This window comes from Vibrio sp. Of7-15 (assembly GCF_022347565.1).
Classification (GTDB): domain Bacteria; phylum Pseudomonadota; class Gammaproteobacteria; order Enterobacterales; family Vibrionaceae; genus NORP241.
Genome location: NZ_JAKRGH010000041.1, coordinates 1 through 25,458 on the forward strand (window position 1 = coordinate 1; position 25,458 = coordinate 25,458).

Below are 25,458 nucleotides of genomic sequence, written 5' to 3' on the forward strand. Positions count from 1 at the left end.
TTGCGTGCCCTGGTGGTGGAATTGGTAGACACAAGGGATTTAAAATCCCTCGGCGTTCGCGCTGTGCCGGTTCAAGTCCGGCCCGGGGCACCATCTAATTAAAGTCTGATTTCTATTGTAAGATTTCAGAAATGCGACACTAGCTCAGCTGGTAGAGCGCAACCTTGCCAAGGTTGAGGTCACGAGTTCGAACCTCGTGTGTCGCTCCAAATAATAAGCCCTAGCAGAAATGCTGGGGCTTTTTATTTTCTAAAAAATACCTCCTTCATTTTTCCTAATACTCTTCTTTTTTGTTACATAAATCACAGACTTTACTGAAATAACAGTTGTCATAAGAATTCACATTGTGATAACTTTGCGCCCAATCTTAGACAGCAGTTCTAAGGCATAGGCATCGCGAATAATTCAGGCTGATTTTGCCGCGATGTATCGTAGGTACTAATTGCTCAATGGCTTTTAGTAGAAGGGAATTAATAGCGCCAAATAAAATGCAGTAAAAGCGCTTATTGAAGGAACCCAACAGTGAACACACTTCCATTTATCAATCAAATCAGCTTTGCCTTACCTGACTACAGTATTATTACTGAGCCTTGATCCTTCTGTTTTGCATCATTTTTACCACTAGGTAATTAATTTCTACTTCATTAATTTTTTAATGGAGTTTGCATGCACACATCAAAATATAAATTTTCATCGCGTTACTCGTACGTGGGTTGTTTGTGTTGATCGCATTCTTTAATGACGTTTCAGTCAAGAGAGCGGGTGTGTACAGATTAGGATATATGGACAGTCCCATGAACAATGTATTTGATTTAAACGATCTGACGTACACATCCAGTGTACCAGTTGTTAATGAGCTTTATGATCTCACTCCCGATGAACTTTTACTCAGTCAGGAACACTATGAGTCAGAAGTTCGTTCTTACCCACGTCGATTGCCATTAGCAATTGAAAAAGCCCACGGTGTTTTGGTTGAAGACAGCCGAGGACAGCTTTTTTTAGATTGTTTAGCAGGAGCTGGTACTTTGGCTCTTGGTTATAACCATGCAGAAATAAACCAAGAGATCATTAATCAGCTTAATTCTGGTTTGCCTTACCAAACTCTGGATATGACCACGCCAGCAAAAGATAAATTCATTAAAGAAGTAATGAACTTTTTGCCAGAAAGCTTTGCTGAAAACGCTTGTATTCAGTTTTGTGGTCCTTCCGGCGCAGATGCGGTTGAAGCGGCCATTAAATTGGCAAAACAAACCACGGGCCGAAACACCATGGCGGCGTTTCATGGTGCTTATCACGGTATGACCAATGGTACCATGGCATTAATGGGCAATCTTGGTACCAAAGAGCGCCGCCAAGGTTTGATGTCAGATGTGCACTTTTTACCTTTCCCATACAGCTTACGCTGCCCGTTTGGTTTAAAAGGGGAAGAGAGCGCCAAACAGAGTATTCGTTACATTGAACGTATGCTAAGTGATGATGAAAGTGGAGTGCAAAAGCCAGCGGCAATCATTGTTGAGCCAATTCAAGGTGAAGGTGGCGTGATTGCGGCTCCTGCATTTTGGTTACAAGAGTTGCGCCGAATTACCAAAGAACACGGAATTTTACTGATTTTAGACGAAATTCAATGTGGTATTGGTAAAAGTGGCCACCGATTTGCGTTTGAAGAGTCTGGTATTACTCCTGATATTTTGTGTTTATCGAAAGCAGTGGGCGGCGGCTTACCCATGTCGATTTTACTGTTTGATAAATCCATAGATACCTGGAAAGCGGGTGAGCATACAGGCACGTTTCGTGGTAATCAGCTTGCAATGGCGACAGGTGCAAAAGCATTAGAAATTATTCGACGTGATAATTTGGTTGAACACGCACAAGTTGCGGGGGCGTACTTTCGAGATGGTTTGAAGAAGATCGCCAAAGAAGTGAGTTGTATCGCTGAAGTTCGTGGCAAAGGCTTGATGTTAGGCATCGAAATCGTGAATCCAGATGGTAGCTTGAATAAATTTGGTGAACCTGAAGCCGCACCAGAGTTGACGGTGCAAATTCAACGAGCAGCTTTAGAACGTGGCTTGATCATCGAAAAAGGCGGTCGTCAGGGATCGGTTCTTCGTTTCTTACCGCCGCTAATCATTACTTTTGAACAAATTGATTTTGCGCTTGATGCCTTACGTGAAGCAATGCTAGCGGTGGCAGGACCTGCACCAGTACAGGATGTCGCTTGTGCAGGTAACGAGCAAGAAAGCTGGCGTGATCATTTTATTCATACAGGTAAAGGTGGTTCTGATCAGTTTGAAGCCGCATTAAACCAAACGACCCAAGTACTAAAGCAAGTGTTTGAGTCAACGGATGCTCCGTATTCTGCAATGGAGCCACAGCTTCTTAAAAGCTTGATAGAAAACATTGATTTAGATACTCGCCAGCAATCGTTAGAAGCGGTTATTGATCAAACCGGCGATCTCATCGCTAAAAATTCGATCATGGTTCAGCATCCAAATTGTATTGCCCATTTACACACACCGCCATTATTGCCAGCGGTTGCTGCCGAAGCATTTATTAGTGCTTTGAATCAATCGATGGATTCGTGGGATCAAGCAAGCTCTGCAACTTTTGTTGAGCAGAAAGTGGTGAATTGGTTATGCGGCATGTACGGGCTTGGTGAAAAAGCAGATGGCATCTTCACCAGTGGTGGTACGCAAAGTAACCTTATGGGGCTGCTTCTAGCGCGTGATTGGGCTGTTAAAAATATTTCAGAGCACAATATTCAAAAAGCGGGCTTGCCTGAATACGCGACGAAACTTCGCATTTTGTGTTCGAACAAATCACACTTTACGGTGCAAAAATCCGCATCTCTGTTAGGGCTAGGTGAAAATGCGGTTGAGTGCGTGGATACTAACCTAGATGGCACGATTAAGCTGTCTGCCTTAGTCGCAAAGGTTGATGAATTAAAAGAGAAAAACTTCCTGCCGTTTGCTGTGGTTGGTACTGCTGGTACAACAGATCACGGGGCGATTGATGATCTCGCAGGGCTTGCCGATATTGCGGCTCAACATCAGCTTTGGTTGCATGTGGATGGCGCTTATGGTGGCGCATTAATTCTAAGTCGTCATAAATCTCGTCTTCACGGAATTGAGCGTGCTGACTCGTTGAGTGTTGATTTTCATAAGCTGTTTTACCAGCCAATCAGTTGTGGTGCCGTGTTGCTCAAAGACAAAACGAACTTTAAGTATTTGCTGCATCATGCCGACTATTTAAATCGAGAAGACGACTTATTGCCGAATTTAGTGGATAAGTCCATAGCCACGTCAAAACGTTTTGATGCATTAAAAGTATTAATGACAATGCAAACGGTAGGGCCTCAGGCTCTCGGTAGCATGTACGATCATTTACTCGGTCAAACTCAGCAGGTAGCGGATTTAATTAACCAGTCATCTGACTTTGAATTATTGGCTGATCCTGCGCTTTCTACCGTGTTATTCCGTTATGTTGGCCATGCGGATACAAACTTAGATCAACTTAATAAAACTCTCCGCCTAGAATCGCTCGTGAAAGGCGTAGCAGTATTAGGAGAAACGGTAGTGGATGGCAAAGTCGCGCTTAAGTTCACTATCTTGAACCCTTGTTTAAAAATGTCAGATTTCGAATCTTTACTGAATGAAGTGAACCAGCTTGCTTTAACGCTGGCAAAATAAAGGAATAAAAACATGTCTATTCTACAAATTGGTGCAGGTGGTGTTGGTTGGGTTGTTGCGCATAAAGCAGCACAAAATAATGAGATTCTTGGCGATATTACTATTGCCTCACGTACCGTTGCAAAGTGTGAAAAAATCATTGAGTCTATTAAGGGTAAAAATAACCTAAAAGATACCTCTAAAAAACTAGAAGCACGTTCAGTGAATGCAGATGACGTGGATGCGCTAGTTGCATTAATTAAAGAAGTACAGCCAGATCTTGTTATTAACGCTGGCCCTCCGTGGGTAAACATGAGCATCATGGAAGCCTGCTATCAAGCAAAAGTATCTTACTTAGATACATCGGTCGCGGTTGATTTATGTTCAGAAGGCCAACAAGTACCACAAGCGTACGATTGGCAGTGGGAGTACCGTGAGAAGTTCGAAGAAGCGGGCATCACAGGTATTTTAGGCGCGGGTTTTGATCCTGGCGTAGTGTCCGTATTTGCTGCTTATGCAGTGAAGCACTTATTTGATGAAATCGACACCATTGATGTTATGGACGTCAATGCTGGTGACCACGGTAAGAAGTTCGCTACTAACTTTGACCCAGAAACCAATATGCTAGAGATCCAGGGTGATTCTTTCTACTGGGAAAATGAAGAGTGGAAGCAAGTGCCATGTCACTCACGTATGCTTGAGTTTGATTTCCCGAACTGTGGAACACATAAAGTGTACTCCATGGCGCACGATGAAGTTCGCTCAATGAAAGAGTTTATCCCAGCAAAACGTATTGAGTTCTGGATGGGTTTTGGCGATAAATACCTGAACTACTTTAACTGTATGCGTGATATTGGTCTACTTAGCCCAGAACCATTAACACTGCATGATGGTACGGTTGTTCAGCCACTACACGTACTTAAAGCGATGTTGCCTGATCCAACATCATTGGCTCCGGGTTACACGGGGTTAACGTGTATTGGTACTTGGGTTCAAGGTAAAAAAGATGGTAAAGAGCGTAGCGTATTCATTTACAACAACGCTGACCACGAAGTGGCGTATGAAGATGTTGAGCACCAAGCAATTTCTTACACAACAGGTGTTCCTGCTATTACTGCTGCTCTGCAATACTTCCGTGGTAACTGGGCAGAGAAAGGCGTGTTTAACATGGAACAGCTAGACCCAGATCCGTTCCTAGAAACCATGCCTGAAATTGGTTTAGATTGGCATGTTCAAGAGCTAGAAGTGGGCCAACCGGATATTAAAATCCTTAAATAAAGATTTTAATATTCACTAAATACCTAAAGCCGATGTGTTACGCATCGGCTTTGTTCGATTTTAGAGTGGCTACGCTCAAGGTATAGATAAATGCAAAAAAGCGAACTAAAAACCCCATACTTTATGATCAATGAAGACAAGTTAATTGCCAATTTAGAAACAGCGAAACGTTTGAAAGAGCTGTCAGGTGTAAAACTTGTGTTGGCCCTGAAATGCTTTTCCACTTGGGGAGTGTTTGATCTTATTAAGCCCTACTTAGATGGCACCACCAGCAGTGGTCCTTATGAAGTGAAGCTTGGTCATGAAACGTTTGGTGGTGAAACGCACGCTTACAGTGTGGGTTACAGTGAAGATGATGTAAAAGAAGTGGCGGATATTTGTGACAAGTTAATTTTTAACTCACAGAGTCAGCTAGTAGCACATCGTCATTTGGTTGAAGGTAAAGCGTCTATTGGTCTGCGTTTGAATCCGGGAGTAAGTTATGCAGGACAAGATTTGGCAAACCCTGCTCGTCAGTTCTCTCGTTTAGGAGTGCAAGCTGATCATATTGATCCTAACGTCTTTGAAAGTTTAGATGGTGTGATGTTTCACATGAACTGTGAAAACAAAGATGTTGATGCTTTTACACGTCTTTTAGATTCTATTTCAGAACATTTCGGCACATATTTAGATAAATTAGACTGGGTTAGCTTAGGCGGCGGTGTGTTCTTCACATGGCCAGGTTACGATGTGGAAAAGTTAGCGTGTGCATTGAGAAGCTTTTCGGAAAAACATGGTGTTCAACTTTACCTTGAACCCGGCGAAGCCATCATTACAAAAACCGCCGATCTTGTCGTGACTGTAGTTGACATTGTTGAGAACGTGAAGAAAACTGCGATTGTAGATTCTGCAACAGAAGCTCACCGGCTGGATACTTTGATCTACGATGAGCCCGCATCTATCTTTGAAGCATCAGAAAATGGTGAACATGAATATGTGATCGGATCGTGTTCGTGTTTGGCAGGGGACCAATTCTGCGAAGTCACTTTTGATGCGCCGTTAGAGATTGGGCAGAAGCTTCATATTATGGACAGTGCTGGTTACACCATGGTTAAGTTGAACTGGTTTAATGGTTTGAAAATGCCATCAATTTACTGTGAGCGTTCAAATGGTGAAATCCAAAAACTAAACGAATTTGATTATTCAGATTTTAAACGTTCATTATCTCAGTGGTCGGTTAAGTAACCTTTAATACAAGTTAAGTAGCAATTTCTGAGAAAAAAAGCGGTAAAACTAAGCCTGACGTCTGTTGGGCTTTTTTTTACTCCGTAATTCGATATGTTAGAGATAATAGAATTTTTAGGAGTTATATCATGGTCAAGGACACTGCGCCTATTTCATACCCAAACACAAAAAAAGGTAATGTTTCAGATAACTATTTTGGCACACAGGTAAGTGATCCTTACCGTTGGCTAGAAGATGACATGAGTGCCGAAACTGCTGCTTGGGTAACAGAGCAAAATGATGTGACATTCGATTTTCTAGAGCAAATTCCTTATCGCAGCCAGCTACGTGACAGTATCAGTAAAGCGCAAGACTATGAAAAAGTCTCTCAGCCGTTTAAACGTGGCGATTATACGTATTTTTATAAAAACGACGGGCTGCAAAATCAAGCGGTATTGTATCGCCAGCTTGAAGAAGGTGAGCCGGAAGTGTTTCTTGATCCGAACACGTTCAGTGATGAAGGGACCAGCTCTTTAGGTTCTATTAGCTTTTCTAAAAATGCTAAGTTTGCGGCTTATTCGGTGTCAGAAGCGGGCAGTGATTGGCGTACCATTTATATTATTGATGCTCAAACAGGTAAAGAGGTTGAAGCGCCCCTTGTTGATACCAAGTTTACAGGTATGTCGTGGCTAGGGGATGAAGGCTTCTATTATGCAAGTTACGATAAACCGGAAGGCAGTGAATTATCTGCCCGTACCGATCAGCACAAGCTTTATTTCCACCAATTAGGGACGAATCAGCAGCAAGACCGCCTTATTTTTGGGGCCACTGAGCAAGAAAAACACCGATATGTGGGTGGATACACGACGGAGGACGATCGTTATTTAGTGATTTCTGCTTCGGTTTCTACTTCAGGTAACCGACTATTCATTAAAGATTTAATGAGTGACGATAACCCGATCATCACGGTTGTCGATCATACAAATTCCGATAGCTATGTTATTGAGAACCAAGGTAACCGTTTATTCATTAAAACTAATTTAAATGCACCAAATGGTAAAGTCGTTTCTGTTGATGCTAATTCACCACAGCCTGAACATTGGGAAGACGTGATCCCAGAGCAGCAGCAAGTGTTAGACGTTCAAACGGGTGGTGGTTATCTTTTTGCTATTTATATGGTGGATGTGTTCTCTCAAGTTAAGCAATACGATTTACTTGGAAACGTTGTTCGCGATATTACTTTGCCTAGTGAAGGCTGCGCATCTGGTTTTTCTGGCCGGCATGAAGATAGTCAGTTGTATTACACGTTTACCAATTATGTCACGCCACCAACCATCTTTAGTTTTGACGTCGAAGGTGGTGAATCTGAATTGTACCGTGCGTCAGATGCCCCTTTTGATAGCGAGAAATTTGAATCTCGCCAAGTGTTTTATACATCAAAAGATGGGACGAAAGTACCGATGATCATTAGCCACCGTAAAGGGCTGAAATTGGACGGTAAAAACCCAACGATTTTGTATGGGTACGGTGGTTTTAATGTGAGTTTGACGCCAAGTTTTAGTGGTGTGGTTGCCAGTTGGTTGGAGCTAGGAGGAGTATACGCCATTCCTAATCTACGTGGTGGCGGTGAATACGGTAAAGAGTGGCACAATGCGGGCACTCAGTTAAGCAAACAAAATGTGTTTGATGACTTCATTGGGGCTGCGGAGTATTTGATTGAAGAGCAGTATACCAGCTCAGATTTTCTTGCGATTCGTGGCGGCTCAAACGGTGGTTTATTAGTCGGAGCCTGCATGACTCAACGCCCAGAGCTGTTTAAAGTCGCATTGCCTGCGGTAGGGGTATTGGACATGCTTCGTTACCACACATTTACTGCGGGTGAAGGCTGGGCGTACGATTACGGTACAGCAAATCAGAGTGAAGAGATGTTCAAGTATCTACTTGGCTACTCACCTGTGCATAATGTTAAGCAAAATGTGAATTACCCGGCGACTTTGGTTACCACAGCTGATCATGACGATCGCGTTGTGCCTGCTCACTCGTATAAGTTTATCTCAGAACTTCAAGATAAATACCAAGGTCACAACCCTGTGATGATCCGTATTGATGTGAATGCAGGCCATGGCGCAGGTATGCCAATGAGTAAAATGATCGATTTATCCGCCGATTTGTATGCCTTTACTCTGTTTAATATGGGTATTGAAGAGTTGAACTAGTCACCAGCCACTATTCATCACCCAACACATAACAACGGTATCTCCCAGTGGGTATACCGTTGTTTTTATTTTTATTGATAAAATTGTGTGAAGTAGATTTAGTTAATGAATTTGTTACTTGCTTGTTGATTTTGTATTGGCTAGTTTGTGCCGCAACCTTAATGTGGCACAAGAATGATAAAGACAACATCTTTTAAAAGTGTAATGACAACAGCATGTCTGCTTAGCTGGCTGCTGGTATCGCTCATGCCTGTGATGAATGCTCATAGCAGTAATTCAGATGTGTGGGAGTCTATTTGTACTTTTAATGGTTTTAAGTTGGTCAAAGTCGGTGGTGAAGAGACCAATGGTTCGTCACATGGTACTCAGTGTCCATTCAGTCATTACACGCCTTTTCATTTAAGTACGCTGCATTCAGCCATTTCTTTGGTGGTTAGAAAAGCCCATGTTTTTGATGGCTACTCTTTTACTGCTCTGTCTCATCGCTATGTGTTGTCTTCGCCTCGATCTCCGCCTTCTCTTTATCATTCGTTAAATAAATCAAAATAATTTTAATAATGAACGTTGCGCAAAAGGCAAAGTAGTACTGCTTGGTTCTACTCGGCTACTCTGCGTGCGATATAAAGGAATATAGCTATGTTAGGCGATGTCTCTACGGCAAATTCAAATCAAAACACGAATAACAGTGCCGTTAAAAAATCATTTTATTTCACAACTTGGCGCTGGCATTTTTATGCTGGGCTTTTTGTGATTCCTTTTATGGTGATGCTTTCTATCACGGGTTTGATCATGCTTTACGATGATGTGATAGAGCAAGCGCAATACGGGGACATAATCCATGTAGAGCCCCAAAATACAACCGTGTTAGTTTCTGAACAGCTCGCCAATGTGAAAGCCAAATACCCAGAAGCTACGATAAAGCAATACATAACGCCGCCAAGCTCTGAAGAAGCCAGCCGATTTTCGATTGTGACAGAGCAGGACCAAGGCTTGTTTATTACCGTGAATCCATATACCGGAGAAGTCCTAGGCGAAATAAATCGAGACGATAGTTGGTATGCACTAGCCAATGAGGTACATGGCACGTTATTGATTGGAGATACTGGGGATCGACTTATTGAGATTGCCGCCAGCTTGAGTGTGGTGTTGTTAATCACAGGTTTATATATGTGGTGGCCACGAGATAATGCCAGTAAAGCGGGGATGTTGAAGGTACGTTTATCAAGTGGTTCTCGGATTTTTTGGCGAGATTTACATGCGAACTTAGGCATGCTTACCTCGCTCTTCTTTGTGTTTTTCTTAGTCTCAGGTCTGTCGTGGGCAGGTATTTGGGGTGGGAAGTTTGTTCAGCCTTGGAATAGCTTTCCTGCGGAAAAATGGGCCGATGTTCCTCTTTCTGATGCCACTCATGCTTCTATGAATCATGGGGTGGAAGAAGAAGTGCCATGGAACTTAGAGCAAACCCCAATGCCAGCTTCTCATCATGATCATAAATCAGGCTCACCTCAGCAAAGCATGAGCATTGATAGCATTGTCGCTTTTGCTTACCAGAATGACTTCACTCGCTTTAAAGTAAACTTGCCTAGTTCAGAAGAGGGCGTTTATACCGTATCAGCCAATACCATGAGTGGCGATATCACCGATGCAAGATTAGACAGAACCACACACCTTGATCAATACACAGGTGATGTTTTAGCTGACGTAACATGGCAAGACTACAGTGTGATGGCGAAGTTTATGGCAGCTGGTATTGCCTTACATCAAGGTGACATGGGAACGTGGAACCGAGTGCTGAATACGGCATTGTGTTTGATCTTCATTCTTATTTCGGTAACGGGAGCCGTGATGTGGTGGCTTCGTCGCCCTAAGGGAAGTGCTAAGCTAGTTGCGCCACCAATGCCTAAAAATATGCCCGTATGGAAAAGTGCGGTGGTTGTTATGTCATGTGTATCGGTTCTATTCCCGATGGCGGGGATCACTCTAGCGACGGTGTTGATTCTTGATTATGTTGTGCTGTCTCGTTTATCTAAGCTAAAACAGCGATTTAGCTAATAGAACCTAAGCAAAGTAAAGCCGCTAAATAGGTTTATTTAGCGGCTTTTTGTTTGAGAAATACTCAGTTATTTTTGTAAGGCTTGACCTTCCCCCTACTGGAACCTATACAGTTATATAGCACGTTTTATTTGAGTTTATTATGGCACAGCGAATTCATACATTGCTGATCACAGGACTAACACTGATGGCGTTATTGCTATCGAGTGTCAGTGCGAGTGCGCCTTTAATAAGCCTTAAAATGTTGTCGATGCAGTCAATGAGCACGATGTCTCACGACACTTCCTCAGAAAAAGAAGTGACAGGCTGCTCTGGCAGCATGATGCACACGGCTGGTGACTCTATGGTGCATTCTTCAAGTCCGACAGTGATGGATAGTTGTCATAGTGGCTCTGGGATGGATCATGACGTGTGTTGTTCTGATGTGTGTTCGACACAATACGCGATGAATTTTACCGATGTGACTCATTTAATTGCTCATGTAGTTCGTTTTGCTGAGTATCATGAGTTACGTTATTTCATTCCAAGCTCTCGCTTATCTAGCCTTTATCGCCCCCCGATCGCTTAATCCTTTTATTTCACTATTTGGTCTGCTTTTAGCTCTTTGAGTTATTAGCATTATTGCAATGATCCAGCCTAATGCGTGTTAGCGCAAAAGTTAGCAACACAAGTTAACGTGTGGGGCTGGTGGAATAATTGGATAGCACCATGACTTCTCAATGGAAAAAAATCTGTTTGAGTGTTGGTTTTATGTTTGCATCTGCACAGCCAGTGTGGGCTCAAAATCAGCTTTCTAACTTAATTGAACAAGCACTGATGAACGATGCCAATCAGCATCAAATCAGCGCTCAGGCACAGGCTTTACGTGAAACAGGCATAGCCTCTGCAACCTTGATGGATCCAAAGTTAAAAATGGGCATAGGTGGCGTGCCTGTGGATAGCTTTGGGCTAGATGATGATCCCATGACAAATATTTCTGTGGGGTTAATGCAGCAGTTTGAGCGCGGAGATACTCTGAAACTCCAACAAAGAAAAATGAATCAGCAAGCGGAAGGGATCGCGCTGCAAGGTAGAGTACGTGAATTAGAAGTGGCGAATAACGTGACTCAATTATGGGCAGAGCTCTACTTTCAGCAACAATCTGAGCTATTGATAAGAAAAAACCGTGCGCTGATGCTAGATCTGGTTGCGTTTATTGAAACGAATTACGCACTTGGAAAAAGCCAAGCTCAGGATCTGCTACAAGCTCAACTGCAAGTGAGCAAGTTAGACGAAAAGTTACAAGCGAACAAACAGGTACAGCAACGCATTCAATCGCAACTTTCCGAATGGTTAGGGGAGGTCGCCTTTACTCTTCAGTCCGATGGTGTACATGACTGGGTTAAGCTTGAGGCTGTCTTAGGAAATCAAAAAGGTAATACCAATTACTATTCCGTTTTAGGATTTCATCCGACGGTTTTAATTGCTGATGCATTAATCAAATCGAACCAAACTCAAGTGGATATTGCGAAGCAAGCTTATGAGCCACAGTTCGGGGTTGAAGTGATGTATGGCTACCGCCAGGCAGACGGCATGATGGGGCAGCCTGCATCTGATCTTGTCAGTGTGTTTTTGACGATGGATTTGCCCTTTTTTACTGATAAACGCCAAGACAAACAGTATTCCGCGGCACAATACCAAGTTGGTGCTGCTCAGTCACAACGAGATCTTCTTCTTACCCAAATGAATGCCAAAGTGAATACGCTTTTGGTAGATAAAGCAAACACTGAGCAACGCTTGTCTCGTTACCAACATACCTTATTAAAACAAGCAAAACAGCGCACTCAAGCTGTTGAACGGGGCTACGAAAATAATACCGCACAGTTTAGTGAGTTTATTACTGCCGCCAGTGAAGAGCTAGCACTTGCGGTAGAGCAAGCTCGTCTTCAAGCTGATCTGAACATTACGAAGAGCAACCTAGCCTTTTGGCTTGATGGTTTTGCCTATACGTCCGCTGGACATTCTTCTCAGTAACCAAAGTGAATTAAGGAATTAGTCATGAAGACAGTACAAGTTGCACTATTAGCGGCGGTTGTTGGTGGAGCGTTAGGATTTGCGGCCTATCAGCCAATTACCATGCTCATGGAGAGTGATTCCAATAGCTTGGTAACAGAAACAAAAGCGGCTAATGAGCCCTTATATTGGGTTGCGCCAATGGATCCGAATTATCAGCGTGATAAGCCGGGCAAATCACCCATGGGAATGGATTTAGTGCCTGTGTACGCTGAAGACCTTGCCAGCGAAAGTGAGCCAGCAGGTACGGTTACGATTAATGCGGCGGTGCAGAATAACCTCGGTGTAAAAGTGGCCCCTGTTACGCTATCCACGCTGATCCCGCACATTAATACCGTGGGGTACGTGGCTTTTGATGAGAGTCAGCTATGGCAAACCAATGTGCGAGTGTCTGGTTGGGTAGAAAAGCTGAACATCAATGCTGTGGGAGAAAGAGTGACAAAAGGCAGTGTGCTATTCACTCTTTATTCGCCAGATTTGGTTAAAGCTCAGGAAGAGTTATTAAATGCCTCAAAAATGGGGCGTAAAGCCTTGATTCGAGGTGCGACAGAGCGGTTGGTTTCTTTAGGTGTCGATAGAGAACAAATAGCAACTATTCTTCAGCGAGGAAAAGCCTCGAATACCATTGATATTAAAGCCCCTGCTAACGGGATCATTGCGAGCTTAAATGTACGTGAAGGTGGATATTTGTCGCCAGCCCAAGCAGCCATCAGTGCTGGGCCACTAAATGAAGTGTGGGTGGATGCCGAAGTATTTGAGCGCCAGAGCCACTGGATCAAAAGTGGAGCGAAAGCGGTCATGGCGTTGGATTCACTCCCTGGACAAGAGTGGCAAGGGGAAGTGGATTACATTTATCCCATATTAGATCCTACAACCAGAACGCTGCGGGTGCGTTTGAAGTTTATTAATCAAGATTACGCCTTAAAACCAAACATGTTTGCCAACATTACACTACAGCCAGAATCTGAGAGTGAAGTGCTTACGATCCCGCGTCAGGCCGTAATTCAATCGGGTGAGATGACTCGTGTGGTGCTTGCGTTAGGGGATGGAAAATACCGCTCTGTTCGTATCGAAACAGGCCGTGAAGCTAATCAAATGGTTGAAGTGCTTGAAGGGTTAACAGAGCAAGACACAGTGGTGGTTTCTGCGCAATTTATGTTGGATTCGGAATCCAGTCAAACAGCGGAACTGAGTCGAATCAATGGTGTCGATGATGCGGTGCCAAACCAAGAGGCTGCGACTGCAATCGCTTGGGCAAACGGTGAGATAACCGATGTGATGGCGGGGCATCGTATGCTAACCATTAACCACCAGCCAGTTCCTGAATGGGGTTGGCCGGGAATGGTAATGAACTTCATGGTGGCTGAGCAAGTGAATATGGGCGCACTTCAATCAGGGCAAGTGATTGAGTTCTCTATGCAAAAAATGGCGTCTGGGCAGTATGAGGTGCAAGAGGTTAAATTATCGAACAATACAGTGCCAAATGAAGTTTGGATGGAAGGTGATATTTCTATGCTCATGGCGGACTTTGGCATGATCACCATTAACCACCAAGCGGCTCCAGAGTGGAATTGGCAGCCAGGTGAAATGAACTTTACCGTGTCAGATTCAAATAACGATCTTGATTTATCTTCGTTAATTGAAGGACAAAAAATTCGGTTTCTAATTACGAAACAAGATAATGATTATTTGCTAAAAGAAATTGAATTAGTGTCGGGAGGTGAGCAATGATTCCGATAGTAATTCGATGGTCGCTCAGTAATCGGTTTTTGGTCTTAGTGGCGACGGCATTTTTGGTGGTGGCTGGTTTGTTCAGTGTAAAGCAGACCCCGATAGATGCACTGCCGGATTTGTCAGATGTACAGGTGATCATCAAAACCAGTTATCCGGGGCAAGCGCCACAAGTGGTGGAAGATCAGGTTACTTATCCGTTAACGACGGCCATGCTAGCGGTGCCGGGGGCAGAAACGGTTCGTGGCTATTCATTTTTTGGTGACTCGTACGTTTATATTATTTTTAACGATGATACCGACATGTACTGGGCTCGATCGCGAGTTTTAGAGTACTTAAGCCAAGTAGCGCCTAAGCTACCAGAGAGCGCGAAACCAACACTAGGGCCAGATGCAACGGGTGTCGGTTGGATTTACAGTTACGTGCTGCAAGATAAAAGTGGCAAACATGATTTAAGCGAACTTCGTAGCTTACAAGATTGGTTTTTAAAGTATGAATTACAAACGGTTAACGGTGTGTCGGAAGTGGCCACGGTTGGCGGTATGGTAAAGCAGTACCAAGTACAAATCGATCCAGCAAAGTTGCGCGCTTATGATTTAACGTTGCAACAAGTGAATACCGCTATTTCTCAGGGCAATCAAGAAACTGGTGCATCGGTGGTTGAGGTGGCTGAAGCTGAGCATATGGTGCGCACAACCGGATACTTAAGCAGTATTGAAGACATTCAATCACTGCCGTTAAAAGTCACAGAAAAAGGCACGCCACTACTATTGGGGGATATTGCCGACATTAATTTAGGCCCACAAATGCGCCGAGGGATCTCTGAGTTTAATGGTGAAGGGGAAGCCGTTGGTGGTGTGATCGTGATGCGATTTGGCGAAAACGCCAGTGAAGTGATCGACAACGTAAAAAATAAGTTGGCGGAGCTTCAGAAAAGTTTGCCGGAAGGTGTGGAGATCGTGTCTACGTACGATCGTTCTACTTTGATTAATCAAGCCGTAGATAATTTATGGGAAAAGCTGCTCGAAGAGTTCATTGTAGTGGCACTAGTGTGTGCTCTTTTCTTATTCCACATACGTTCTTCTATTGTCATTGCTATTAGCTTACCTGTTGGCATTTTAACTGCTTTCATCATCATGAATCTGCAAGGCATTAATGCCAATATCATGTCCCTTGGTGGTATTGCCATTGCTATTGGTGCCATGGTGGATGGCGCGATAGTGATGATAGAAAATGTTCATAAACACATAGAACGGACCCCTTTAACGGATAAAAATCGCTGGCAAGTGATCGGCAAAGCTGCGGAAGAAGTGGGGGCACCTCTGTTTTTCTCGCTACTGATCATCACATTAAGTTTTGTTCCTGTGTTTGCTCTGGAAGGCCAAGAAGGCAAGATGTTTGCGCCTTTAGCCTTTACCAAAACCTATGCAATGGCAGCAGCAGCAGGGTTAGCAGTTACGTTAGTGCCTGTGTTGATGGGCTATTTTATTCGCGGCAAAGTACTTCCTGAGAATAAAAATCCGATCAACCGTGGTTTAGTGGCTTTGTATCGCCCTTTGTTAGCACTTGGAATGCGCTTTCCAAAATCAGTGATTGTGGCTGCTTTGGTACTTATGGCTTCGGCGTATTATCCGATTTCGAAAGTGGGCAGTGAGTTTATTCCACCACTGGATGAAGGGGATTTGATGTACATGCCGACGACGTATCCAGGGATTTCGATTGGTAAAGCGCGCGAGCTGTTGCAACAAACTAATAAACTCATCAAAACCGTACCAGAAGTCGCCACAGTATGGGGCAAGATCGGCCGAGCGGAAACGGCAACGGACCCTGCACCGCTGACCATGATTGAAACCGTGATTCAATTTAAACCGAAAGACGAATGGCGAGAAGGGGTTACTACAGAGTCATTGCGTAAAGAGTTTGAGCAGCTGATCCAATTTCCGGGTTTAACCAATGCGTGGGTCATGCCCATTAAAACCCGTATCGATATGCTAGCAACGGGGATCAAAACGCCCATTGGGATAAAAATTGCGGGCCCTGATTTGAGTGTTATTGAGCAAATTGGTGCGGATTTAGAACCTATTTTACATGGTATTTCTGGTACGGCTTCTGTGTACGCTGAACGTGTAGCGGGTGGGCGCTATGTCACCATTGATATTAATCGCCGTCAGGCTGCACGCTACGGTTTGAGTATCCAAGATATTCAGCAGGTGATCAGCACTGCGGTCGGCGGCATGAACGTGGGTGAAACCATCGAAGGGTTAGAGCGTTACCCTATTAATGTGCGATACCCGCAGTCTTACCGTGATTCCTTAGTGAAATTACAAGGGCTCCCTTTAGTTACTCCAAAAGGCGCTCAGATTTCTCTCGCGGATGTTGCCGATATTCGTTATGAAGATGGCCCTCCCATGATCAAAACAGAAAATGCACGACCAAACGGCTGGGTATTTGTGGATATTGAAGACCGAGACCTTGGCTCTTACGTTGAAAATGCAAAGCAAGTGGTCATGGAACAGTTGAAATTACCAGCTGGCTATTCATTAGCGTGGTCTGGGCAATATGAATATATGGAACGAGCAAAAGAGCGTTTGAGTATTGTTACACCAGCCACCATCGCCATCATCATGCTACTGCTGTATTTGAGTTTCCGAAGAGTTGGAGAAGTGCTGATCATCATGGCGACTTTGCCTTTAGCCATGGTTGGTGGTTTGTGGTTAATGCACTGGCTTGGCTTTAACTTTTCGGTGGCAGTAGGCGTTGGTTTTATTGCTTTGGCGGGGGTAGCTGTGGAGATTGGGGTGATCATGCTGGTGTATTTGAACCAAGCATGGCATTTCAAACAGCTTGATGCTGCGGAAAATAATCAGACGTTATCAATAGGTGATTTATCTCAAGCGATTCGAGAAGGAGCCGGTTTGCGTGTTCGTCCTGTCATGATGACGGTGAGCACCGTAATTATTGGTTTGATCCCAATCATGATGGGATCGGGTACAGGCTCGGAAGTAATGCAGCGTATCGCCGCACCAATGATAGGCGGCATGGCATCGGCGTTATTGCTGACATTAGTTGTTCTTCCGGCGGTATTTAAGCTTTGGAAACAAACGGCCCATAAACTGAACTAATCATTCAGTTTTATATATTTTTGAAAGAAAAAGAGAAGGTGAAAATAATGAAAAAGACACTATTAGTACTGATGCTTTCTGCGATAGCAAGTACTGCAATGGCAGACAGTGCAGATCATTCCAAAATGGATCACGGTAGTATGCCCATGATGAAGATGGAAGGCATGGATCATTCTAAAATGGACCACAGTAGTATGGATATGTCGATGGAAGGGATGTCTGAGGTGGGTATGCCAGCAAAAGGCTCAAAGCCTGATAAAGTCGTCCATGTTCTGCTTTCTGACGACATGAAAATCACCTTTAAAAAAGAGGTAAAGATAGAACTTAACGATGTAGTGCAATTTGTGGTGATGAATACCGGAAAAATCGACCATGAGTTTTCAATCGGTAGCATGAAAGAACAGTTGGCCCACCGTGAAATGATGAAAAATATGGCTATGGATCATGACCACGATAGTGGCAGTGTAGTGACGGTAAAACCAGGCAAAGCTAAGCAACTGATGTGGCATTTTCACGGTAAGCCAGAAGTGGAATTTGCTTGCAATATTCCAGGTCATGCTGAAGCTGGAATGACAAAGTCCATTACCTTGTAGTATTTAATTTACCGCATGTTTTTTAAGCCGCTTTGATTTGTATATGAAGCGGCTTAAATGATCCTGATGTTTGGTTACTTATAAAAGTGATGAACTGGCCCGTGACCTTTACCTATGTCTAGCTTATCGGCATGAATTAACGCGTTAGTTAAATACTGTTTGGTTTTGTTTATTGCTTCTGGGAGTGGTTGCCCTTGAGCTAAGAAACTGGCAATGGCAGCGGAAAGAGTACAGCCTGTACCATGAGTATTCGTGGTATTAATTCGTTGGCTGGAAAAGTGAAGAACATCATTTTTAGTGATCAATAGATCGGTACTGTGATCATCTAGCTCTGCATGGCCACCTTTAAGTAACACTGATTTTGTGTCTATTTCACGAACTTTAGCGACAAGCTCAGTCATTTCTTTGTTGCTTTTGGGCTGGTTACTTTCTGTTAATACCGCTGCTTCAGGTAAGTTAGGCGTGATCACATCCGCAAGAGGAAGCAATTTCGTTTTAAGGGTAGAAAGGGCACTGCTTTCCAATAATAGGTCGCCGCTGGTGGCCACCATGACAGGATCGACAACAATAAAATTAGGTTGATATTGGCGTAGTTTATCTGCCACGACCTCGATAATACTGCTGTCATTCAGCATGCCTACTTTTACGGCAACGACATTCAGATCAGAAAAAACAACATCAAGCTGTTGGGCGACAAACTCACAAGGAACCGGGTGAATACCAAATACCCCTTGAGTATTTTGGGCCGTTAACGCAGTAATAACAGAGCACGCGTAACCACCAGTGGCAGAAATTGCTTTAATGTCGGCTTGAATGCCAGCGCCGCCGCCACTGTCTGAGCCTGCAATCGTTAAAACAATGGGGGTTATGGTGGAAGTATTGGCGTCGTTTAGTGACATCATCATGGTTTGATTCCGTATATAGAATAAAACGCAGGAAAAAGCAGACAGGTTTATTGTCATTGTGCTTAGTTCCCTACGCCAGTGTTAACTGGATCAGGTTCAACGGGTCCTATTACGACTGTTTAGAGTGACAGGCGTATCAGTCTCAGCTTTCGCTCCCCGACTAAAAATCAGTGGCAGAATAACCAGAAAAAGGTAGGAAAGAAAGCCCCTGTATCAGAGGCTTTGTATAAGTGATATCGAAGCTGGGTGAAGACGTTAGGTTAAATAGCTAAAAGGTAAAGCTAATGTTTGCTGAACCACCCAGTTGGTTTTCTCCCGCGTAGCTGCCTGCAATATCAATGTTGAATACACCAAATGGGCTAAACCCAAGACCTGCGGTGAACGAACCGTCTAGCGTGTCTTCTAAATCGTGCTCATAGCCTAAACGGAGTTGCGCCCAATCCCATGCATTACCTTCGGCACCAATACGTACAAACTGCGTATTATCATTTAATTCGTTGTACCGTTTTTGAGTGGTTAAATCTAAATCTACCCCAACAGTAATGGATTGTGTGGCATAAGCTGCCCCGATTTTGGCTTGTGGCGTAAGCTCGTAAGTGAACTGGCGGCCATTAACGGTTTTCGTGGTAATGCTTTGTTTGAGCATATTTTGAAGAGTGAAACCAACACGGTAATTGTCTTTCATCCAGACAGCACCTGCATCTAGGTTAAAGGCGCTGTCGGTGGTTTCGTTTTGATCGTATTCATCTAGGTCGAAATTGGCTATTTGCTCTCTCTGAATGTAAGTGGTGAATTGCTGCAATTTTGGAGTCACACCAAAAGAAAATTTCTGCTCTGAGATCGAATATTGTTTAGCAAGAGCAAGGCCAAATTCACTGTAGCCAAACGCGACTAAATCAATAAATGTTTGTTGATAGTCAGTTAAATTTACATCGGTTTGTGCCGCGACTTCGACATAGCCTTTAAGATAAAGATTTGCAGCAATGGCTTTATTAGGAACAGCAATCGCTAAACCAAGTGCACCATTTACCGCCAAGGGTGCTTTACCGTTTAATTCAACAAGCAGTCGGTTAATATCAGCTTGTGCACCGAAGTTTCCCGCGTTTAGTGAATCAATCGCATCTTGTAAGTCATCAATCGTTTCAATGCTGCTGTCTGGGTCATTGGCGTTCACACCAACGGCTGGGATCAGTACGCCGAAGTCGTCACTACCGTGGTATAACGCCGTTAATGCAGGGTTGTAAAAAGGAGCGGCGAGATAATCTGCGGTGGCAATACCAACATTACCCATACCATTGCTGCGTCCGTCAGCAGAAAATGTGCTGGCTTGTGCTGAAAGGGAGGCCACTGCTAAGCCAAGGCTTAAAGCGATTACATTTTTTTTCATCATTATTATTCCTTGTTCTTTCGAACGACTTTGTTGATGTGTTATTAGCACCATACATCGTTTATTTACGTACGAGGCGTAATGGAATTGATTTAGTTATTGATATTTTATATGAATTGGTAAGTGGATTGATCGCAGCATAAAGTGATGTGTGATCTTAGTTCTAAAATAAGGAGGTGATTTTGACCCATAGCTCAAAATTGTATTCGGAACTAAATATTGATTTTATTTTTCTGAGTATATGTAAATTTATATTTTCAGTCTTGAGTTTGGAATAAATTAGTTGTCATGTATTATCAACAGAATTTAAAATGATTTATTGCCGCACTTAATATTAAGTTTAAAAAGGGGAAGTGATGGAGTTTGTTTTTTTTGTTGGTATTTTAATATTCATATTTATCATGGGTATTTTCATTTATAACAGTCTTATTTCAAAAAAAAATCAAGTGAAAAATGCAGAGTCATCTATTGATGTTATGCTGAAAAAACGCTTTGACCTCATTCCGAATTTAGTTGAAAGCGTAAAATCTTACATGAAATATGAAACATCAGTCCTTACAGAACTGACCGAATTGCGTACAAAATCACTGATTGGTGATTTAAACGGTGAGCAGAAAGTAAAGCTCGATAAGCAGCTTAGTGATGCGCTTTCGCGATTTAATGTGATGGTCGAGGCTTATCCAGATTTAAAAGCCAGTGATAATTTCATTATGTTACAGCGCTCGATAAATGAAGTAGAAGAGCAGATTTCAGCTTCTCGCCGGGCATTCAACGCATCGGTTACCGAGTTAAATAATGCCATTGAAATGTTTCCGTCAAATCTTTTTGCAGGTCCTATGGGATTACAACGACATGCTTTTTTTGATATTCCGGATGCAGAGCGAAAAAATTTAAATGTTGGTAATTTATTAGATAACTCATAAGGAGGCAACGTTTCATGAAAGCTCTAGATACCCGGCCAGAAAGTGAAGACGGCGCACTTTTCATCTTATTTGAAAGTAAATTAAAACCGAAACTGGAAAACCTCGATACTATTCGTCAAACGGCAGTCAAGCGCTTTTGGTTATCGCTCTTTATTGTTTTTTTTGTAGGGTTAACTTCTTTCATTGTTGCTTATTTGACCCGGCACGAGCTTGGATTAGCTATGCTGCCGACGTGTGGTGCAATAGCAGTAATGGCATTCTACTATAGCAATAAATGGAATGAATATCGAAATAGCTATAAAAAGCACGTAGTTGAATATTTACTTAAAACTTTCGATGAATCATTTAATTACAACCCTAATAGGGCTATAACGCCAGAGCAATACAAAAAAAGCCGATTATACCGTAAAAAATATGACCGATTTGGTGGTGAAGATTACGCAAGCGGAATGCTAGGTAAAACTGCCATCGAGTTCTCTGAGTTACATACTGAATATAAAACCGTGACGAGAGACTCTAAAGGCAACAGAAAAGAGAATTGGCACACCATTTTTCAAGGGCTTTTTTTCGTCGCGGATGCAAATAAACACTTTCAGGGGGCGACTTATATTTTACCTGATAGTAAGGGGCTATTTTCTTCTATTGGTAAAATCTATACTGAGAAACTGGGTAAGATGGGGGAGCGTGTCAGTTTAGAAAATCCTGAGTTTGAAGAGCACTTTGAAGTGTACAGTGACGATCAAGTGGAAGCGCGTTATCTTGTTTCTTCTACATTAATGCAACGGATTTTAGATTTTAAAAAGCAATCTGGAGACTTACATGTATCTCTTTCTTTTGTTGAAGGGTGTTTGTATGTAGCGATCTACAATAGTAAAGCTTATTTCGAGCCTAAGTTATTCGAACCAGCTGCCTCATTTCATTTAGTTGAAAGCATATATAAAGATATCCAATTTATCACAGGTATTGTGGATGATTTAGACTTAAATACGCGTATTTGGACGAAATAATAGGCTTTGTACTCGTTATTAGCCCAACATGGTAATTTGTTCAGAATAAGAAAAATTAGTGTCGGCTCTGGTATGTATCGGAACTAAGGTTAAAAAGGATTACAGTGAACGATCTTACTCTCGGTAAGGCAGAAGCAACTTTGTTTTTGCTTCAAAACTTACCTTTTTGCGTTAAGTGCTTCTTCATCTAGTGTATCTAAACAGCAAAGCCTTACATTAAAGGTATAAATCGTAAAACGATAGTTTCTCAAAATCAGCAGAGGTGCATGACAAAGTGATAGGAGCATTTTTTGAACGAGTGTTCTATAAATGAGTTTTAATACATTGGAGCTATGACCTAATTTTGAATAGAAAGTACAAAACGCATGGGATAAAAAAGGGGAAATCAATGCACTTAATAATGCGTAAAGTACATTGATTAATGTTTAAATAGAATGTTCATGATGGACACTTCTATAAAAGCTAGATGAATTGCATCAACATTAAAACGCCAGCAAGTGCAAGTGATGAACTGCTAACAATACGTGTAATAAGGCCAGTGTGGTTCATTTTTATCATTTCGTTATGCTGCATAGGCAATCCCTTCTTTTGATTATGAAAAACGACACTATATGTATAGCCCACTTGATTGCTCATTAATAGCTTTAATTGTGCTTAGCGCGAAATCTTAATATTTCTGTAATATTTATGCTGTATGGAGGGGGCTAACTAGCTGTCGGGCTCGTCACTGCAACAGCTACCAAAGTGCACTTTGTCTAACCACTCTTGCATTTCTTGTTCGGTGATTTTAGAGGTGTTTTCTGTGGCGGCTTTTGAGCTGGTTAGTGACTCTGATGTTTCTGAAAAAGGAGGGGTAGGTTTGGTTTTATTCGGTGTAGTCATGGCGCACCATTAAAATGAATTAGCCGCCGTTTAATAACAGCGGCTAATGGAATTGGGGCTTATAGGTACAGTTTTGCTAAATCAGAAGGTTCCATTTCTTTACCTTCTAGGTTTTCATTCCAGTTAATACCAACCAGCACGCCGTCTTCAGATAGTGTGATCATCCAGTCTTCTACAAAGATATCTAATGGGATCTGAAGAACTTCGAAGTCGGCCCACTCATCAACATTATGTGATTTCGCATCAGCTTCATTTGACCAGAAAGGCATGATTTCTGAATTTTCGAACTCAGTTGAATCGCACGCTAACCATCCTTCATCGTTGCGAAGGCCCCATACTAAATGTGTTTCTTTTGTCTCAGCGACAAAAAGATCGAGATTAGCTTGAATGTCAGCAGTGAGTTTGCTCATGGTTATTCTCTTCATGTTATGCCAAAGGCAGTATGTGGTGTGTTAAATAACACTCTTCACAGTATTCTACCAAACTTACTTAAAGAAATGCCAAATTAACTCATTAAGTTGCTTCCTTTCTTCCTTTCTTTTCTCAGCTTAGATTATAATCGTAAGCTTCGAACGTTACTGGCCTTGGCTAGCGTCAATCAAACAACATAAGAATTGAAGTACATGACAGAACCTGAAAAAAAACTCACTCGCCTAAATAAATTCATCAGCGATACTGGCTTTTGCTCACGCCGCGAAGCCGATAAGTACATTGAACAAGGGCGAGTCACCATTAATGGTAAGGTTCCGGAAGTAGGAACAAAAGTTGCCGATGGCGATGAGGTGTTGATTGATGGCAATACGTTAAATACGAAAGAGAAGCGTGTTTATATTGCGTTTAATAAGCCCGTAGGAATCACGTGTACTACAGAACGTCATGTAGAAGGCAATATTGTTGATTATATTAATCATGAAAAACGTATTTTCCCTATTGGTCGTTTAGATAAGCCGTCAGATGGTTTGATTTTCCTGACCAACGATGGCGATATTGTGAATAAAATCCTACGCGCAGGGAACTCGCACGAGAAAGAATACGTGGTTCGTGTTGATAAACCGATCACTGAAGAGTTTTTAGAGAAAATGGCAGCAGGTGTACCTATTTTAGATACGGTGACGCTGCCGTGTAAGATCACACAAGAATCACGTTTTGTTTTCCGTATTGTGTTAACGCAAGGATTAAACCGCCAAATTCGCCGGATGTGTGAATATTTAGGTTATGAAGTGTTTAAACTAAAACGTGTTCGTATTATGAATATCGAATTAGGTAAACTCGCCTCAGGCGAATGGCGCTATTTAACAGAAACAGAAATGGCGGAAATCAATGGGTTAATTTCGTCATCTAGTAAAACAGAAGAAGCATCGCGTATGGCTTCAACTCCGACAGGTAAGAAAGTATCGGTTTCAGCGGCTCCTAAGCGCAAACCATCCCGTTTTGCTAAAAAAGATGAACCACGAAAAGGTGGGCGTTCATCGAAACCAGGTCAAGGTGATAAGCGCACTAGTGGTCATCGCGGTGGGAAATCAAAACGTGCAGAGCAAGAACAATCTACGATTAAAGTGTGGCGTCCGAAGGGCTAACATTTGTTGAAATATTGGTTTCATATCTTCTATAAGCTCAGCATGGTCTGGGCTTTTTTTTGTTTAAAATTTACCGTTAGAAGTGAAAAATACAGTTTGATGAACTTTTAATAAAAGATTCATTAAGTTTGTTTGACGATTTTATAAATAACTCCTAGGTTTATTTGGGGCCACTAACCAGAGGAGTAAAAACATGAAAAAAATGAATATGGCTTACCGTCTTCAATTAATAAAAGAAGTTGCCCGTCGGCGGGAAATAGAGGCAACCGGTGATGCCATGAGTGTCCATATTTATCAGTTAGTTGAGTCTCAAAAAGAGGCTGTAGGAGTGGATTACAAAGATCGTACCTCATTTGTTGGCAATCATTACGATGAACATGCTGGTGGTTGGGTTAGCGACGATTGGCTTTCAATGAAATAAAGAGAATTGAGGGCTGCTCCTTGGATTGAATGATAATAACGGATATTGCTTTACCGAGTTTAGCCCTTTGCTGATACTTCAAATAATTTAGCTATAGGTTACTTCCTTTCTTTATTAAAGAGTTTTTGTGCTTTTCTGTTTAATATTTCCTCCTTTCGATGAATAATCCGCCAAACGAACAAAAAAATGAATTTTTTATTTGACTCTTTTTTCTCAATCCGTAAAGTAAGCGTCGAAAGCAACGAAGGGTACTTCGTTAGCAATCAGAGGCGCGTTGGCAGAGTGGCTATGCAGCGGATTGCAAATCCGTGGACCTCGGTTCGACTCCGGGACGCGCCTCCATTATAAAGAGTTAAGCTCTTAAAGAATATTGCGACACTAGCTCAGCTGGTAGAGCGCAACCTTGCCAAGGTTGAGGTCACGAGTTCGAACCTCGTGTGTCGC

The 25,458-nt window shown here is 42.6% G+C and carries 19 protein-coding genes, 4 tRNA genes and 1 riboswitch; of the genes, 19 read left to right on the plus strand and 4 right to left on the minus strand.

Going from position 1 to position 25,458, the window contains the following annotated elements:
* Positions 1 to 6 precede the first annotated feature (6 nt).
* From MHO82_RS24200 to MHO82_RS24260, 13 genes are all read left to right on the plus strand, one after another.
* Positions 7 to 93: transfer RNA gene (locus tag MHO82_RS24200), tRNA-Leu, on the plus strand.
* Positions 94 to 133: 40 nt separating this feature from the next.
* Positions 134 to 209: transfer RNA gene (locus MHO82_RS24205), tRNA-Gly, on the plus strand.
* A gap of 585 nt (positions 210 to 794) precedes the next feature.
* On the plus strand, positions 795 to 3,686 hold the full coding sequence (locus MHO82_RS24210) for a pyridoxal phosphate-dependent class III aminotransferase (RefSeq protein WP_239188880.1): 2,892 nt from the start codon (positions 795 to 797) through the stop codon (positions 3,684 to 3,686).
* 12 nt (positions 3,687 to 3,698) lie between these two features.
* On the plus strand, positions 3,699 to 4,943 hold the full coding sequence (locus MHO82_RS24215; protein WP_239188882.1) for a carboxynorspermidine synthase: 1,245 nt from the start codon (positions 3,699 to 3,701) through the stop codon (positions 4,941 to 4,943).
* A 90-nt stretch (positions 4,944 to 5,033) separates the two neighbouring features.
* Positions 5,034 to 6,167, plus strand: a complete 1,134-nt coding sequence (nspC, locus tag MHO82_RS24220) for a carboxynorspermidine decarboxylase (RefSeq protein WP_239188884.1) — start codon at positions 5,034 to 5,036, stop codon at positions 6,165 to 6,167.
* A 128-nt stretch (positions 6,168 to 6,295) separates the two neighbouring features.
* Positions 6,296 to 8,362 carry a prolyl oligopeptidase family serine peptidase gene (locus tag MHO82_RS24225; protein ID WP_239188886.1) on the plus strand — a complete coding sequence of 689 codons (2,067 nt, stop codon included), beginning with the start codon at positions 6,296 to 6,298 and terminating at the stop codon, positions 8,360 to 8,362.
* Between the two features lie 174 nt (positions 8,363 to 8,536).
* Positions 8,537 to 8,911, plus strand: coding sequence for a hypothetical protein (locus tag MHO82_RS24230; protein WP_239188889.1), 375 nt, complete (start codon positions 8,537 to 8,539; stop codon positions 8,909 to 8,911).
* Positions 8,912 to 8,998: 87 nt separating this feature from the next.
* Entirely contained in the window at positions 8,999 to 10,414 is a 1,416-nt protein-coding gene (locus tag MHO82_RS24235) for a PepSY domain-containing protein (RefSeq protein WP_239188892.1), read from the plus strand.
* Positions 10,415 to 10,556: 142 nt separating this feature from the next.
* Complete coding sequence (locus MHO82_RS24240) at positions 10,557 to 10,982, plus strand: hypothetical protein (RefSeq protein ID WP_239188895.1); 426 nt, start codon at positions 10,557 to 10,559, stop codon at positions 10,980 to 10,982.
* Positions 10,983 to 11,164: 182 nt separating this feature from the next.
* Positions 11,165 to 12,427 carry a TolC family protein gene (locus MHO82_RS24245; protein WP_239188925.1) on the plus strand — a complete coding sequence of 421 codons (1,263 nt, stop codon included), beginning with the start codon at positions 11,165 to 11,167 and terminating at the stop codon, positions 12,425 to 12,427.
* A gap of 24 nt (positions 12,428 to 12,451) precedes the next feature.
* Positions 12,452 to 14,197: an efflux RND transporter periplasmic adaptor subunit gene (locus MHO82_RS24250; RefSeq protein ID WP_239188897.1), complete on the plus strand. Its 1,746-nt coding sequence runs from the start codon at positions 12,452 to 12,454 to the stop codon at positions 14,195 to 14,197.
* Entirely contained in the window at positions 14,194 to 17,319 is a 3,126-nt protein-coding gene (locus MHO82_RS24255) for an efflux RND transporter permease subunit (protein ID WP_239188900.1), read from the plus strand. Before MHO82_RS24250 ends, MHO82_RS24255 begins: the two co-directional genes overlap by 4 nt.
* 47 nt (positions 17,320 to 17,366) lie before the next feature.
* Entirely contained in the window at positions 17,367 to 17,912 is a 546-nt protein-coding gene (locus tag MHO82_RS24260; RefSeq protein ID WP_239188903.1) for a copper-binding protein, read from the plus strand.
* Positions 17,913 to 17,986: 74 nt separating this feature from the next.
* On the opposite strand, the gene thiD is transcribed toward MHO82_RS24260, so the two are convergent.
* Both thiD and MHO82_RS24270 read right to left on the minus strand, forming a co-directional pair.
* The gene (gene thiD / locus MHO82_RS24265) at positions 17,987 to 18,817 is read right to left on the minus strand and encodes a bifunctional hydroxymethylpyrimidine kinase/phosphomethylpyrimidine kinase (protein WP_239188905.1); all 831 of its coding nucleotides are present in this window, start codon (positions 18,815 to 18,817) and stop codon (positions 17,987 to 17,989) included.
* A 50-nt stretch (positions 18,818 to 18,867) separates the two neighbouring features.
* A riboswitch (TPP riboswitch) is annotated at positions 18,868 to 18,986 on the minus strand.
* Positions 18,987 to 19,085: 99 nt separating this feature from the next.
* Positions 19,086 to 20,204 carry a conjugal transfer protein TraF gene (locus MHO82_RS24270; RefSeq protein ID WP_239188928.1) on the minus strand — a complete coding sequence of 373 codons (1,119 nt, stop codon included), beginning with the start codon at positions 20,202 to 20,204 and terminating at the stop codon, positions 19,086 to 19,088.
* A 356-nt stretch (positions 20,205 to 20,560) separates the two neighbouring features.
* On the opposite strand from MHO82_RS24270, the gene MHO82_RS24275 reads away from it, so the two are divergent.
* Complete coding sequence (locus tag MHO82_RS24275; protein WP_239188908.1) at positions 20,561 to 21,127, plus strand: LemA family protein; 567 nt, start codon at positions 20,561 to 20,563, stop codon at positions 21,125 to 21,127.
* A gap of 14 nt (positions 21,128 to 21,141) precedes the next feature.
* Positions 21,142 to 22,134: a DUF3137 domain-containing protein gene (locus MHO82_RS24280; RefSeq protein ID WP_239188911.1), complete on the plus strand. Its 993-nt coding sequence runs from the start codon at positions 21,142 to 21,144 to the stop codon at positions 22,132 to 22,134.
* Positions 22,135 to 22,842: 708 nt separating this feature from the next.
* Here MHO82_RS24280 and MHO82_RS24285 read toward each other — a convergent pair.
* Complete coding sequence (locus tag MHO82_RS24285) at positions 22,843 to 23,016, minus strand: hypothetical protein (protein WP_239188914.1); 174 nt, start codon at positions 23,014 to 23,016, stop codon at positions 22,843 to 22,845.
* A gap of 59 nt (positions 23,017 to 23,075) precedes the next feature.
* Positions 23,076 to 23,426, minus strand: a complete 351-nt coding sequence (locus tag MHO82_RS24290; protein WP_239188917.1) for a DUF2750 domain-containing protein — start codon at positions 23,424 to 23,426, stop codon at positions 23,076 to 23,078.
* Positions 23,427 to 23,639: 213 nt separating this feature from the next.
* Between MHO82_RS24290 and rluF the strand changes: the two genes are divergently transcribed.
* The 4 genes from rluF to MHO82_RS24310 all read left to right on the plus strand — a co-directional run bounded on the left by rluF (position 23,640) and on the right by MHO82_RS24310 (position 25,458).
* On the plus strand, positions 23,640 to 24,593 hold the full coding sequence (gene rluF, locus MHO82_RS24295; protein ID WP_239188920.1) for a 23S rRNA pseudouridine(2604) synthase RluF: 954 nt from the start codon (positions 23,640 to 23,642) through the stop codon (positions 24,591 to 24,593).
* A 193-nt stretch (positions 24,594 to 24,786) separates the two neighbouring features.
* On the plus strand, positions 24,787 to 25,014 hold the full coding sequence (locus tag MHO82_RS24300) for a hypothetical protein (RefSeq protein WP_239188923.1): 228 nt from the start codon (positions 24,787 to 24,789) through the stop codon (positions 25,012 to 25,014).
* A gap of 268 nt (positions 25,015 to 25,282) precedes the next feature.
* Positions 25,283 to 25,356 (plus strand) — tRNA-Cys (locus MHO82_RS24305).
* Positions 25,357 to 25,386: 30 nt separating this feature from the next.
* Positions 25,387 to 25,458: transfer RNA gene (locus MHO82_RS24310), tRNA-Gly, on the plus strand.